Source organism: Psychrobacter sp. ASPA161_6 (assembly GCF_051970285.1).
Lineage (GTDB): Bacteria > Pseudomonadota > Gammaproteobacteria > Pseudomonadales > Moraxellaceae > Psychrobacter > Psychrobacter glaciei.
Window position 1 is genome coordinate 665,421 of the sequence record NZ_JBEFNJ010000002.1, and the last position, 14,390, is coordinate 679,810.

Below are 14,390 nucleotides of genomic sequence, written 5' to 3' on the forward strand. Positions count from 1 at the left end.
ATTGAATAGAAGTTAAGCACTCCCATACATAACAATATAAAAGGTAACTCTTATGTCAGAAGTAAAAGTATCTGCCAAAATGGTAAAAGAATTGCGTGACCGTACTGGTCTTGGCATGATGGAATGTAAAAAAGCGTTGGAAGAGTCAAACGGCGATGTCGAAACTGCCATTGATAACCTACGTAAATCTGGTCAAGCCAAAGCCGCTAAAAAAGCGGGTAACATCGCAGCTGACGGCGCTATCATCATCGCTCAAGGCGACAACAAAGCATTCTTGCTAGAAGTTAACTGCCAGACTGATTTCGTTGCAAAAGATGACAGCTTCAATGCATTTGCAGAAAAAGTGGCTAGCATTGCTCTAGAGAACAACGTGACTGACGTTGCTGCTATCTCTGAATTGCCTTATGGCGATGGTCAAACCGTTGAAGAAGCACGTGTATCTTTAGTACAAAAAATCGGTGAAAACATCCAAATCCGCCGTGTTGAAGTACTTGAAGGCGCTAACATTGCTGCATACCGTCATGGTCTACGTATCGGCGTAGTGGTATCTTATGAAGGCGGCAGTGCAGACACTGGCAAAAACCTTGCCATGCATATCGCTGCGTTCAACCCAGTTGCAGTAGATGACGAAGACGTCGCTGCTGACGTACTAGCGCGCGAAAAAGACATCATCGAAGCCAAAGCAAAAGAATCTGGCAAGCCTGACAATATCGTTGAAAAAATGATCGAAGGTGGCCTACGTAAGTACCTAGACGAAGTAACGTTATTGCGTCAGCCATACGTCATGGACAACGAGAAAAAAGTTGGTGACGTATTGAAAGCTGAAGGCGTAAAAGTACTTGGCTTCAAACGTCTAGAAGTTGGTGAAGGCATTGAGAAGAAGCAAGAAGATTTCGCTGCTGAAGTTGCTGCAACTCAAGCACTAGCTAATAAGTAAGTTTTAAAATGCAGTAAGTACTGAGTTTGTTTTTGCTCAGTACTTATAGATTGTTTGACATAAGAAGCAATCAAGCATAAAAAAGCCCGTTATTTATTAACGGGCTTTTTTGTGTCTGCTGATTTAGTTATATCATTAACAGTTATATTAACGTAATGCCGCATACGCTGAATTGGCATAACTGGCGCTATTGGTATTGCTGCTAGTGCCATAGCTGACGTTTTGTAGGCCATTACTAGCAGTGGTATTGCTGTTGCTGGCGCTCATGCTACTACCAGACAGACCTGAGTCATTTTTATATAAGCTGTGATAGCGGCTCATCACACTTTTGACGTAGTTGCGGGTTTCTTTAAACGGTGGGATGCCACCATATTTATCGACGTTGCCTTCACCAGCATTATAACCGGCCACCGCATGTTCGACGTTGTTATTAAAGCGACGCATCAACCAAGCGATATATTTAGCAGACCCTTCGATATTGTCAGCAGGATTCCAAGGGTTGCTCACTTTGAAGCGGCGGGCAGTGGCTGGCATTAGCTGCATCAGGCCTTGAGCACCTACAGGCGAGCGCGCGTTGGGATTGAATGCGGATTCCGTATGCATCATGGCTTTCATGAGGGCAGGATCTACGCCATTACGCTCGGCAGAGGCGCGAATATAACTGTCATAAGCATTGCGGCTACCGCTACTACTTGCTGTGCTGCTACCATAATCACTACCGCTGCTATTACTGCCATCATACATCTTAGAGTCTTTGTAGTAAGTCACCTTTACTTTTTTGGTGAATTTATCAAAGTTGCCGCTAGGATTGACATTGGTGAGCAGTACTTGTCCACCTTTGTCTTTATAGATATACATATTGCCTGCGTGAGCAGTCATCGAAAGCGTGGAGAGGGCAAGTGTACTAGCAATGGTGCTGAGTAAAAGCGGAGACAAACAGCGGGTAATCAAAGGGGAGATACTTATCATAGAGATATCACTTTTTATCGAATAATAGCAAATTGTTTTGCCTATAGGCGCGTCATGTTGCGCGTTAAAGCGGTTACCGTGTTTGCTGGATTTTACAGCTACATTGAAGATAGCTACCTAGCAATGGTCACGCTTAACAAGAAACCACTTGCGATAGATACAAAAAATAATAGTTGCTTACTATAACATATAATAACTTTTTAGCGCATAGGATTAGCAGAACAAAGCACAAAAGCCGCCTTTAATTTGTAAAAAAATCAACAGGCTAAGGCTTTTAAGCGCATCGATTGCATGTCTACTTCAGTGTTTTTAAGCTGATACAAACGCTTCAATATGCTCACTGCGACGGTAAATTATCAATAAAGACGAAAAGTTATTCAAGATAGTGATGGATTTTTAAAAGCTATTAAATGGAAAACGCACTGATAAAAATAGGCACCCACACGGCAGTGACCAAACCATTGACCGCCAGACCAAAGGCAGCATAACGACCAGCAGTGTGACTGATTTGCCAAGCTTCTACTGTGCCAAAAGCATGGGCTGCCAAGCCAAGTGCCAAACCTTTGGCACGATCATCATCGATACCGCGAAACAAAAATCGCGCTAAAGTGCCACCGATTATACCTGAGACAATAATAATCAAGTTGGCCATGGCCAGTGGCGCTTTAATCAAATCGGCGATGCTCAAGCCAATGGGTGTGGTCACTGAACGGGTGGCAAAGGCGAGTATCGTGTCGTGGCTTAAGGAAAATAGATAAGCCAATGACATAGGTAGTAATGCACCAATGACGCTGGCCATGGCTACGATCAAAGTCAGCTTTTTAACTGGCAAACCCTTGAAGTTCATTGCCGCGAGTGGCACGGCTAAAAGGACAGTGACATAGCCTAATAGATGGTCAAATACGGGTTTGGCAACGCTATAATAATTATTGTAATCCCATTGCAGGATAAACAAGAACAAAAGAACAAGAATCAACGCGGTAATCACCATTGGCAACCACGATAGCTTACGAGCCAAGACGCGGGCAATGACATGTGCTGTCAAGGTTAATAATATCGCTGCGAGGGTCGCCATCAATACGCTATCAAAAGTCATTACATTTCCTTGGTTATACAGCTCAAGGCTGCTGTTTTTGCTTATGAGTAGTATTGGTATTTGCGCTATCGCTTAGCCAGTGGTTGGCAAGAATGGCCAGTCCCCATAGTGGTATGAGCGTACTGATTAACATGGTCAGCATCACGCCCCACAGCTCATCACCTAAGGCGAATAATAGCAAGCCTGCACCAGCTGACACGGGCAAAAAAGCAAAGCCACTATCGACCAATAAGACATTACTGGCTTGGGTAAGCCAACTGGGCAGGCCTTTAAGTAAACGCCATGCCATCAAGATAAAGAACATCGCGATTAAACCGACGATATTGGCGGCTTTTTCGATACCCGCCCACTGACAGATAATAACGGCAGATTCACGGACAAAAATGATCATGACCAACGTTAGGATGACGGCCATCCATAGGGGCATACGCGAGGAATGAGTGGAGTTCATAAGCAGTGCTGGCCAAGTCAGAGATAGAGAGTATGTTCATAAAATCGGGTAAGAGCATAGCAATGAGGGATGCTTTTGCTAGATTATGTTTTCAACGTAGTCGATAACGTCCAAATGGGTTAAATATATAAAAGTTGATTATATAGAGAGCAAACCAACTAATAAAGCCTCTAAAACGCTAGGACTGGTTATTGATCTTCTAAGTTTTTAGTCGAAAAATCTAGTGACATATGATAGTGAAAAAATGGAGGTCAAAAAAATAGACGATATCGTTGATACCGTCCATTTATCATTTAACACTCTATAGTCAATCCAGAATAAAAGAGATACAGCCCATATCATGAAACAGTTTAGGCAAATTATTCTCCATCCATCCTTGGCGTAGAAACTTAGCTTGTGCCCATTTCTTTTCAATGGGATTAAGATCAGGGCTATAGGGTGGTAGCCAAAGGATACGATGACCATGCCTGTTCAGTAATTTTTGGATACGTCTGCTTTTATGAAACCGAGCGTTATCCATGACAATCACGCATTTAGTTTTAAGACTTGGAATTAGAGTGAACTTGCACCAGTCATAAAATATATGGCTGTTGATATTCTGTTCAAAGTAATCAAGCGCAAATAGCATTTTTTCATAAAGCGCACCGATGACATTGGTACGTTTTTTAGCTTGCCAATTGTAGCTATCAATACAAGGTTTACCTATCGGTGCATAGCCGTAAGGACGAATGGTTTCTGCCTCAAAGCCACTCTCATCCATATAAACAATGGGATAGCCTTGTTGTGTAAGCCTATTAAGCTTACTCTGATACGCCGCTCTTTTTATCGGACAGGCTTTTGGATGCTCCAAGGTCTTTTTTTTGACTGATACTCAAACGCTTTAAGGCAATCTCAATACCCGATTTGCTACAGCCTAAACGTTGAGCTCGCTCGTACATATAATCGTCTGGATACTGTTCAACGTCTTTTAATAGCGCTTCATTCAGTATTTTACTGGGTGGCTTATTCCGAGATTGCTTGATAGTTGGGTTTTTCAGCCAGCGTTGTAATGCAGTTTTGCTCACGTTATAGAAAATACAAGCTTGACGGATAGTCATATCTTGGTTTTTAACGCTCTTAATCACTTGCGCTCGGAAATCTGCTGAGTAGGTCATGGATTCTTCTGCCACTTTGCTTATTTTAAAAGCATTGTATCTTATTTATAAAAGACTGACTATATGTTAAGAAACCACTGATGAAAAGGCCTATTAATTAAGAAGCCAAGCGCTTTGGGAAGACGCTATTTGAATTTGTAAATCCAAATCAAATCTATACACCCAAATTTTACGCTTATTTTTCTTCTGATGTTTCTGAGTGCAATGTCTCAGAGCTCAACGTCTCAGAGTTAAGGGCATCAAAATCATCAAAAGCTTGTTCTTCTGCTTTCGTCATAAGTTGGTCTTCGTCTTCATCTTCATCAGGCTGCTCGAACTCTTCAAGGACTGGCATCAGTAGCGTGGCTTGTGCTAATGGCAATACATCTAGAGGATTCAAGTCGGCTTGACCAAGGAGCTGTCTGAGTCTGTCACTTGGCAAACGAATGGTCAAGCATTCATGACCTGTATCATCGTAGCTTTCTTCTAAAATGACGCCCAGCTCATACAAGGTACTTTTGAATTGACCTGCATTATAAGGAAGAGTCAAATCAAAGGTTGTTAAAGCACCAGTTAGCAGCTGTTGCACAGCAAGTGACAACCCTTCCATGCCTAGGTTCTCTCTAGAGGAAACATAGACACGGTTGGGTTGACCTTCGCTAGCATAACCAATATGAGCGGGCTCATCCGTCAAATCAATCTTATTGTAGACATTGAGTACCGGCACATCATTGTCAATCTCTGCCAGTACATCTTTGACTGCTTGAATTTGCTCGTGCATATCTTCACTAGAAGAGTCGATGACGTGTAGCAATAAATCGGCCTCTAATGTCTCTTCTAACGTTGCATGAAAAGACTCGACTAGCTCATGCGGTAGATGACGGACGAAACCAACCGTGTCGACCAAGACCACGCGCCCAACACCCTGCCAGTCTAAACGGCGCAAAGTTGGATCGAGCGTGGCAAATAATTTGTCCGCCGCATAGATGTTTTCATCGACTAAGCGATTAAACAATGTGGATTTACCCGCATTGGTATAACCGACGAGTGAAATAGTCGGCACGTCTGATTTTTGCCGACGTGCTCGACCTTGAGCGCGTGTTTGGCGCACTTTTTCCAGTTTGCTTTTTAGCTGATTCACACGAGTCTGTAATAAGCGACGATCGGTCTCAAGTTGGGTTTCACCGGGTCCGCGCAGACCGATACCACCTTTTTGACGTTCCAAATGCGTCCAACCACGTACCAAACGTGTCGATAAATGGTTCAGCTGCGCCAGCTCTACTTGTAGCTTACCTTCATAGGTACGCGCACGCTGTGCAAAAATGTCCAAAATCAGACCAGTACGATCCAGTACGCGACATTGCACCAAGGCTTCGATATTACGCTCTTGAGATGGCGATAAGCTGTGGTTAAAAAGGACGATATCAGCGTCATGCTCGCGCACCAATTCTGCTATTTCTGCTGCTTTGCCGCTACCGACGAAGTATTTGGCATCGGGTCTTTGGCGTGAGCCTGTGACCAACGCCAAACGATCAGCCCCTGCTGAGTCTGCTAATAGCTCAAATTCACCTAGATCGTCAGGATCTTGAATTTGGCGGATGTCTAAATGTACTATAATGGCGCGTTCGCCACCTTCATGTCTTTCAAAATAATCCAAAGAGTATCACCTATTAATAAAGTAAATAAATCGCTATTATCAATTTAGTAAGCTTTGATTCAGTAAGCTTTGATATAACGTTCAGATGGTTGTCTATATATGGTCTTATCACTTGATATTAAAGGGTATTGGCATAATTAGCGATGATTTTATGTTACAGCATTTATGGTGGCTGATTTTCTATAAATCTGCTTCATTACCCATTTGTATAAAAGTAAACACTCACTGAGTGAACAAGCTATCACTGAGTGACAGAACTTTGTTATACTTAGCTCGTTTTTTTAACTATCTAAAAACCAAACATTCAATCATGAGGGACGAAGATGAGCCAAGCTAAGTCAGGCTTTTCACTCAAACAACAATGGGGTCGCGGTAAACAAATCGCGGGAATGACCACGACGATCGCTGGTGGTCTTAGGGCTGCTCAGCGTATTGGCGCATTTAAGCAGCCACCACGCGAAAAACTGCCACGCTACATTCAAGTATTTTGTCGTAAGATGGCAGGCTCCTTTGGGGTAAAGGTCGTTGAAGTTGAGCCAGTGCAACAGCATCATGGTCTATGGGTATCCAATCATGTGTCATGGATGGATATTCCGGTCGTGGGCACGGTGAGTCCTGCCTTTTTCTTATCCAAAGCCGAAATCGGTGAGTGGCCAGTATTTGGCAAGCTGGCTCATGCGGCAGGTACGGTATTTATTGAGCGTGGTTCCGGTGATGCAGGCTCGGTGGCAGCGCAGATTGCTAGCTTTTTAGCAAAAGGATTTTCGGTGATATTTTTCCCAGAAGCGACGACTACCGATGGTAAAAAAATCAAACGTATTCATGGGACATTGCTACAAGCAGCGATAGAAGCAGACGTTCCGGTTCGCCCCATCGTTATCGCTTATGTCAATAAAGACGGTACATTAAGCGAAGCACTGCCATATTATGGCAAGCTGACGATGAAGGACAGCATGAAAAAAGTGCTTGATAGCAAAGACGTAACCGCTTATGTATTGCCATTAGCGCCGATAGATCCAGCAGGCTGTAGCAAAAGCGAGCTGACCAATGTATTGCAGTTACGTATGCAAGAGGGGTTGGCTGAACTACATTCAAGAGTACTTAACGTACCAGCTAAAGACTGAATATTTGCAGTTGAAGTAATAGTCAAAAAAAGGGCGCAAATCGCAGTGATAATGCTAGCGATTTGCGCCCTTTTTGGTGGGAGCTTCAATAGAGCGTACTTAATTTAATCCAATACGCTCTGATAGATGGCGGATTATGGTGACGGATTAGGCTGCTGTGTATGTACGGCTTCTATCGCCTCTAATACGTCTGCTGTCAGCTCTACATTGACACTATCGATGTTGGATTTGAGCTGCTCGGTGGTCGTTGCCCCAATGATATTGCTGGTGACAAAGTGACGAGAGTTGACGAAAGCCAATGACATCTGTGCCATGTCCAAACCTGCATCAGCGGCTATCTTGGCATATTGCTCAGTGGCTGATTTGGCTTGTTCGTTTACGTAGCGCCCAAAACGGTCGTACATCGTCAGACGTGCGCCAGTCGGACGTTTGCCATCGAGATATTTACCAGATAACACACCAAAACCAAGCGGCGAATAAGCAAGCAGACCTACATTTTCACGATGGGCAATCTCTGCCATATTGACTTCATATAAGCGGTTCAGCAGGCTATAGGGATTTTGCACAGTGATGGGGGCAATCAAGCCATTTTTGTCTGCTTCCCATAGGTAGCGCATCAATCCCCACGCAGTATCATTCGATAGCCCATAAGCACGAATACGGCCTTTTTTGATCTCATCATTTAACGCTTGAATGGTCTCTAAAAAAGGCGTTAAATCGTCTAGTGACTGCGCTGCCATCTCTTCAGTATAACCGCGCTGACCGAAGAAATTCGCTTGGCGTTCAGGCCAGTGCAGTTGATAAATATCAATATAGTCGGTTTGCAAACGCTCAAGATTGCCATCAATGGCGCTGCTGATTTGCTCAGCATTAAAGCGTGTTTGCCCGTCGCGTAAAAAATCCATCGGTGACATTTTGCTGGCAAGAATCACTTTGTCACGCTGTTTGGTTTTGTTAAACCATGTGCCCATAAAGCGTTCGGTATCGCCCTGCTTGTCTTTGTCCGGCGGCGATGGATACATCTCTGCCGTGTCCCAAAAGTTCACCCCTTCGCTTAGCGCCATGTCCATCTGCTCATGCGCTTGGGTCTCATCATTCTGTTGTCCCCAGGTCATCGTGCCTAGACAGATTTTGGAAACGTCTTCATTAATTTGTGGCAGTTTTTGATATTGCATTTTTTATCCTTATCGTTCATTTAACCTAGTATTTTTAAATGAGTATTTTTAAATGAATTGTTTTACATGAGCTTTATTCCCGTTACACCGGGCGGTGTCACTTTAAAGATTTTTACTTTAAACAATACGGCTTGCCCAGCGAGTGGATGATTGAAGTCCACTTCGACTTGATCATCATCGATCGCACTGATGGTACCGGGTAAGGTATTTTTGCCTTTATCTTCAAATTCTACCATCATGCCAATTTCTGGATTATCAGCGACCAGCGCGAACTGAGGGCGGCTAAAATGCTGAATATTGTCAGGATTCCAATCACCAAATGCTTGCTCTGGATCAAGGTGGGCAGAGCGTGTGTCACCCGCACGCAGGTTCATTAACACTTGCTCAAAACCGGGTAGTAAGCTCTCGTCACCAATGGTCAGCGTCACAGGTGCATCGCGGCTAAAGGTAGAGTCAATCATCGTGCCGTTCTCTAATGATACTTCAAAATGCAGCTTTACAAGACTGCCAAAAGTGATGCGTGTGTCTTCATTGGGATTGATAAATTGTGAGTCGGTCATAGTCAAAAGCCATCTGTTGCGGGATTAGAAGTTCAGGTCAAAAAATTAATATAAGAAATGATAAGCCATCTGAGAAAGGTTGTAAGCGTAAATAGTGTAACGCAAATAGTGTACTATATTTGGCAAGTCTAAATTGGGTTTGGAGGAACCATGGCAAATAAGCAACGAGGCCACATTAAAAAGTGGCAAGATGATAAAGGCTTTGGCTTTATCGACACTGAGCAGGGTGATTCAGTATTCTTTCATATCAATGAATTTAAAGTGCGCCGTCGCCCTGAAGTGGGTGAGCAAGTCGTCTTTACGCTTGGGCAAGATAGCCAAGGACGGATGCAGGCAAAAGACGTGCAAGAGCTGAGCTTTGTGCAACAGAAAATGGCACAAAAGAATCAGCAAATCCGTCAGCGTAATGCCAAACGCAGTCATCAAGCGGAGTTTGAAGCAGGACAGAAAAAACGCTTGTTCCTTGGTATGGGATTTTATGGGGTATTAATCTTATTAGCGGCCATGAATAAGCTAAGTTGGCTAGTGGTCGGTTGGTATGCGGCACTAGGGCTGATTACTTATGTGTTTTATGCCAAAGACAAAGCCGCTGCGCAAAATGGCGCTTGGCGCACGCCTGAGTCAACGTTGCATCTACTCAGTGCGTTGGGTGGTTGGGTAGGAGCAATGGTCGCACAGACTTACTTGCGGCATAAATCACAAAAACCTGAGTTTCGTATGGCGTATTATTTGACCGTGGTGATTAACATGGCAGGGTTATTGTTTTTATTGGCAGGTGGGGGTTTGGAGACTTTGGCAGAGTTGCTATAAAAATGGACTTCACGGAAATAAAATTAACGGAGATATAAATGTCTAAAATATTTACTAGTATCGACGACATTAGACGTGATAACGTCAGAAGACTTATGCAACAATATAAAACAAAGAGGATGGATCTATCACAAGGGACAAAGATCAATTACGCATTGCTAGGTCATTATATAGGTAAGAACCCCATCAAAGCTATTGGTGACGAAACGGCAAGTAAGATTGAAGTGTTTTTTAATAAGCCGTCTAACTGGCTAGACCATGAACACAATGATTTAGCTCAGGAAGTAGTTAATAATCTTTCTAAAGAGATAATTGATAGTCTAATTGAGATACCAGTTTATAAATACTTTTCTTTTAATAAAGAAAAAAAGAGTTGTGATTTTGAAGACGTCAAAGATATATGTAGCTTTCATCTTAGTTTCTTTGAGAGCAAAGATATAGAGCCTGATTATTTTAGAATGACTTTTGCGACAGATAATAGTATGCAGCCATACATAAATATTCAAGATAGAGTGGGGTTAACCATAGATTCTACTTTTATAGAAGATGGTAGTATATATGCCATAATATTGAATGGTAAACATGCGATGTTTAAACAGATATTTATAGAAACGGACAATATGCTGCGGCTACATAGCTTGAATAAAGACTATCCAGATAAGTTAGTCAAATCAGATAAAACGGAAAATCTAATCATTGTTGGTAAGCAAATATACAGAGCTGGATAACTTATCAAATAATAAATAATGACGGTGATTTTGGTATTTATGATGTAAGTCATTTAAAAGCCCCACTATAGATAGCTATAGTGGGGCTTTTAAATGACATATTTTAGTATAAGTACTACGATTTAACTTCACGCTTCTTTTCTAAAAATAGCATGTCGATGACAATCATCGCGACACCAATACTGATGCCCATATCCGCGATGTTAAAAATCGGATAATGCCAAACGTCAGCATTGTGTACATGGATGAAGTCGATCACGTGACCATGTAGCAGACGATCTATTAAGTTACCAACTGCACCGCCAAGCACTAAAGCCAGGCCGAGCGATAATAGCGTGGCTTTACGAGGTGCTTTAATCAGATAAATGATTAAAAACAGCGACATAATTAGAGCAAGTCCCGAAAAAAACCACTTCTGCCAACCGCCTGCATCCGCCAAAAAGCTAAAAGCAGCGCCATAATTGTATGCTAAAGTCCAATTAAGAAACGGTTCGATAACGGGAACTGGCTCATGGAAAGTCAGGTTGGTTTCAGCCAGCCACTTCGTCCACTGATCAATGATAAGTACAACCAGTGACAGCAGATACCACATAAAAGCACGACTGCCATTAGCAACAATCTTTGGCGCTTTAGTTAAGCGACTTCTCGGTGTCGTTGAACTGCCCGTTGTTGCATGGGCAGGGGTTGGCGAGTGGTCGACCTTAGACTGCGGCTGCTTGTCTTCAGGTGACTCTGATTGGTTGGGCGCTGAGTTAGGTGTCGGATTAGGCATAGTGGCGCACCTCGCCGTTACCCGTGACATTAGTGACGCAGCGGGCACATAGTTCAGGGTGTGCGGCATCTGTACCAATGTCGTTACGGATATGCCAGCAACGCACGCATTTGGTGCCCGTTGCTGCGCTAACATTGATTACTAAGTCGGCCGTTTCTTTAGTGCTGCTTTCGGCTTGCTCTGTGGCATTATCTTTATTAGCAGCAGGAGCATCACTCATCGGTTTTAAGGTTGCGCTACTAGTAATTAGTACAAAACGCAGCTCTTCACCAAGCTTGGCTAAGCTTTCATGCATCGCACCGTCGGCATACAAGTCAACGTCAGCAGATAAGTTAGCATTGATGATTTTTTCACCGCGTGCGGTTTCGATATGCTTATTCACCATATCTTTGGCTAGCATGATACGTTGCCAATCATCAGTACTGATCGCACTTAGCTCAAACTCTGGGAAGGTATACCATTCTTCGGTAAACACATAGCCTGCTTCATTGCCGTTTTTACCTTCTAACACTTCCCACGCTTCTTGGGCGGTGAACGACAAAATCGGCGTAATCCAGCGAATCAACGCTTGGGCGATATGATAAATAGCCGTCTGTGCAGAGCGACGCGGCTGTCCATCAGTCTGGGTGGTGTACTGACGGTCTTTGATAATATCTAAATAGAAACTGCCCAAGTCTTGCGAGCAAAACGCGGCAATAAGTTGCGTGACTTGGTGGAAGTCCATCGCATCATAGGCGTCGATGATTTGTGCTTGCACCGTTTGCGTACGCTCAATGATAAACTTATCAAGGCTGACCAGCTCATTAATATCAATGCTATTGGTTGCTGGATCGAAGTCATCGGTATTGGCAAGCAAGAAACGCAAGGTATTACGGATACGGCGATACATGTCGATTGCGCCTTTAAAGACCGTTTTGCCTGCGCTCATCTCATAACGATAATCGCTCGACGCAATCCACAAGCGCAGCATGTCTGCACCTGTTTTGTTAATCTCTTCTTGTGGCGTGATGATATTGCCCAATGATTTACTCATCTTGCGACCGTTTTCATCGACCACAAAACCATGAGTCAATACTTGCTTAAACGGAGGACGCTCGTACATGGCCTCAGAGGTTAATAACGACGTCTGGAACCAACCACGATGTTGGTCAGAGCCTTCTAAGTACAGATCAGCAGGATTCGTCAATTCATCGCGTTGCTCCAGTAAGGCAAAATGCGTCGTACCTGAGTCAAACCAAACATCTAATGTGTCAGTCGCTTTGTCATAGTCAGCCGCTTCCGCACCTAAGAAGTCTTCACAGCTGGCATCAAACCAAGCTTCCACACCGCCTGCATCAATTTTTTGCGCGGCAGTTTCCATGAGTTCAAGCGTGTTTGGATGTAGTTCACCCGTTTCTTTATGAGTAAAAAAGGCAATCGGTACGCCCCATGTACGCTGGCGCGAAATACACCAATCTGGGCGACCCGTCATCATTGATTCAATGCGGTTCTGTCCCCATGCTGGCGTCCAATTGACCGCTGGAATATCAGCAAGCGCGCGCTCACGTAAACCTTTGGTTTCCATATTGATAAACCACTGCGGCGTGGCGCGGAAGATAATCGGTGATTTATGACGCCAGCAATGCGGATAGCTGTGCTCAATCTTGGTATGGCTAACGAGATGACCGTTGTCATGTAGGGCAGCGATGATTTTTGGATTGGCTTTATAAATATGCTCGCCTGCAAATACCGCTGCGCTGTCTAAATAGACGCCCGTACCGCTCACTGGGTTTTCAACTGGTAAATCATATTTCAGACCAACGATATAATCGTCGAGACCGTGACCCGGTGCGGTATGGACTAAGCCAGTACCGCTATCCGTGGTTACGTGATCGCCTAAGATAAGTGGCACTTGACGGTCTACAATCAGTGGATGCTGGGCGCGTAGACCTTCAAGCTCACGTCCGGATACAGTTGCCAATACACCTTCATTGCTAAGTTTAAACTCAGTCAGTGCGCTTTCAACCAAATCAGTCGCTAATAAGAAGTTGCCTTTTTCAGTCGCCACCACACTATAGTCATGCTCAGGATGTACGGCGATGGCTTGGTTAGCTGGTAATGTCCAAGGCGTCGTCGTCCAAATGACCGCTGCGATATTACCGTCGATTTCGCTCAATGCGGCAACCTTTTGCGTGTCAAGCACATTAAAACTGACATAGATTGCATCAGAGACTTTGTCTTGATATTCCACTTCGGCCTCAGCCAGCGCAGAGCTACAGTCCAAGCACCAGTTAACGGGTTTCATACCGCGAGTGACATGACCATTGTCATGGATTTTGGCCAGTGCGCGCACGATGTTGGCTTCTTGATGGAAGTTCATCGTTAAATAAGGATTGTCCCAATCACCAAACACACCCAGACGTTTAAAGTCTGCCTTCTGTAGCTCAATCTGCGTGCTTGCATATTCGCGGCACAGACCACGGAATTCAGTCGCAGAGACTTTTTGACCGACTTTGCCGACCTTGGCTTCGACCTTTTGCTCGATAGGCAGACCATGACAATCCCAACCGGGCACATAAGGTGCATCAAAGCCTGATAAGGTTTTTGACTTTACGATAATGTCTTTGAGTACTTTATTGACCGCATGACCCAAGTGAATTTGACCGTTGGCGTAAGGAGGGCCATCGTGCAAAATGTACTTGGTCGCACCTGTACGCGCCTTGCGAATTTTGCCGTATACGTCATCCGCTTCCCACGCAGCCAACCAATCTGGCTCACGTTTGGCAAGGTTTGCGCGCATGGCAAAGGGCGTATCGGCAAGATTTAGCGTGTCTTTATAGTCTTGGCTTGGCGTATCAGTACTTTTATCAGTCATAGAAGGTGTCTTTTTAAAAAGTAGGTTAAAAGATGGGTTAAAAAGCGATTAAAAAATTGATGTAGAGTCAGGTGTGAAATTTAAGCTTAACGTTAAATATAATATGGGGTCAAATATTTGATAA

General features: G+C 43.9%; 14 protein-coding genes. 4 read left to right on the forward strand and 10 right to left on the reverse strand.

What is annotated here, in order from left to right; genetic code table 11:
• Positions 1-52: 52 nt before the first annotated feature.
• On the forward strand, positions 53-937 hold the full coding sequence (tsf, locus tag ACTQ9T_RS08800) for a translation elongation factor Ts (protein WP_010201759.1): 885 nt from the start codon (positions 53-55) through the stop codon (positions 935-937).
• A 147-nt stretch (positions 938-1,084) separates the two neighbouring features.
• On the opposite strand, the gene ACTQ9T_RS08805 is transcribed toward tsf, so the two are convergent.
• The 6 genes from ACTQ9T_RS08805 to hflX all read right to left on the reverse strand — a co-directional run bounded on the left by ACTQ9T_RS08805 (position 1,085) and on the right by hflX (position 6,243).
• Positions 1,085-1,906 (reverse strand): lytic transglycosylase domain-containing protein, encoded by an 822-nt coding sequence (locus ACTQ9T_RS08805; RefSeq protein ID WP_010201758.1) that lies wholly within the window; start codon positions 1,904-1,906, stop codon positions 1,085-1,087.
• A gap of 406 nt (positions 1,907-2,312) precedes the next feature.
• Positions 2,313-3,002, reverse strand: a complete 690-nt coding sequence (locus ACTQ9T_RS08810; RefSeq protein ID WP_010201757.1) for an LrgB family protein — start codon at positions 3,000-3,002, stop codon at positions 2,313-2,315.
• A gap of 22 nt (positions 3,003-3,024) precedes the next feature.
• Complete coding sequence (locus tag ACTQ9T_RS08815; protein WP_189582666.1) at positions 3,025-3,453, reverse strand: CidA/LrgA family protein; 429 nt, start codon at positions 3,451-3,453, stop codon at positions 3,025-3,027.
• A 307-nt stretch (positions 3,454-3,760) separates the two neighbouring features.
• A complete protein-coding gene (locus ACTQ9T_RS08820; protein WP_440464614.1) occupies positions 3,761-4,303 on the reverse strand; it encodes an IS630 family transposase in 543 nt (180 codons plus the stop codon).
• Positions 4,254-4,607 carry an IS630 transposase-related protein gene (locus ACTQ9T_RS08825; protein ID WP_440464615.1) on the reverse strand — a complete coding sequence of 118 codons (354 nt, stop codon included), beginning with the start codon at positions 4,605-4,607 and terminating at the stop codon, positions 4,254-4,256. The genes ACTQ9T_RS08820 and ACTQ9T_RS08825 overlap by 50 nt, the downstream gene beginning before the upstream one ends.
• A gap of 175 nt (positions 4,608-4,782) precedes the next feature.
• Positions 4,783-6,243, reverse strand: coding sequence for a ribosome rescue GTPase HflX (hflX, locus tag ACTQ9T_RS08830; protein ID WP_194620839.1), 1,461 nt, complete (start codon positions 6,241-6,243; stop codon positions 4,783-4,785).
• Between the two features lie 323 nt (positions 6,244-6,566).
• Between hflX and ACTQ9T_RS08835 the strand changes: the two genes are divergently transcribed.
• Positions 6,567-7,367: a lysophospholipid acyltransferase family protein gene (locus ACTQ9T_RS08835; protein WP_413189993.1), complete on the forward strand. Its 801-nt coding sequence runs from the start codon at positions 6,567-6,569 to the stop codon at positions 7,365-7,367.
• A 134-nt stretch (positions 7,368-7,501) separates the two neighbouring features.
• Here the strand turns inward: ACTQ9T_RS08835 and ACTQ9T_RS08840 are convergent, their stop codons facing one another.
• Both ACTQ9T_RS08840 and ACTQ9T_RS08845 read right to left on the reverse strand, forming a co-directional pair.
• On the reverse strand, positions 7,502-8,542 hold the full coding sequence (locus ACTQ9T_RS08840) for an aldo/keto reductase (protein WP_415196527.1): 1,041 nt from the start codon (positions 8,540-8,542) through the stop codon (positions 7,502-7,504).
• Between the two features lie 62 nt (positions 8,543-8,604).
• The gene (locus ACTQ9T_RS08845; protein ID WP_010201752.1) at positions 8,605-9,102 is read right to left on the reverse strand and encodes an FKBP-type peptidyl-prolyl cis-trans isomerase; all 498 of its coding nucleotides are present in this window, start codon (positions 9,100-9,102) and stop codon (positions 8,605-8,607) included.
• A gap of 150 nt (positions 9,103-9,252) precedes the next feature.
• On the opposite strand from ACTQ9T_RS08845, the gene ACTQ9T_RS08850 reads away from it, so the two are divergent.
• A complete protein-coding gene (locus ACTQ9T_RS08850) occupies positions 9,253-9,912 on the forward strand; it encodes a DUF1294 domain-containing protein (protein ID WP_440464809.1) in 660 nt (219 codons plus the stop codon).
• Between the two features lie 38 nt (positions 9,913-9,950).
• Positions 9,951-10,640 (forward strand): S24 family peptidase, encoded by a 690-nt coding sequence (locus ACTQ9T_RS08855; protein WP_440464810.1) that lies wholly within the window; start codon positions 9,951-9,953, stop codon positions 10,638-10,640.
• 115 nt (positions 10,641-10,755) lie between these two features.
• Here the strand turns inward: ACTQ9T_RS08855 and lspA are convergent, their stop codons facing one another.
• Both lspA and ileS read right to left on the reverse strand, forming a co-directional pair.
• A complete protein-coding gene (gene lspA / locus ACTQ9T_RS08860) occupies positions 10,756-11,412 on the reverse strand; it encodes a signal peptidase II (protein WP_440464811.1) in 657 nt (218 codons plus the stop codon).
• Entirely contained in the window at positions 11,405-14,266 is a 2,862-nt protein-coding gene (gene ileS / locus ACTQ9T_RS08865) for an isoleucine--tRNA ligase (RefSeq protein ID WP_440464812.1), read from the reverse strand. The genes lspA and ileS overlap by 8 nt, the downstream gene beginning before the upstream one ends.
• Positions 14,267-14,390: the final 124 nt, after the last annotated feature.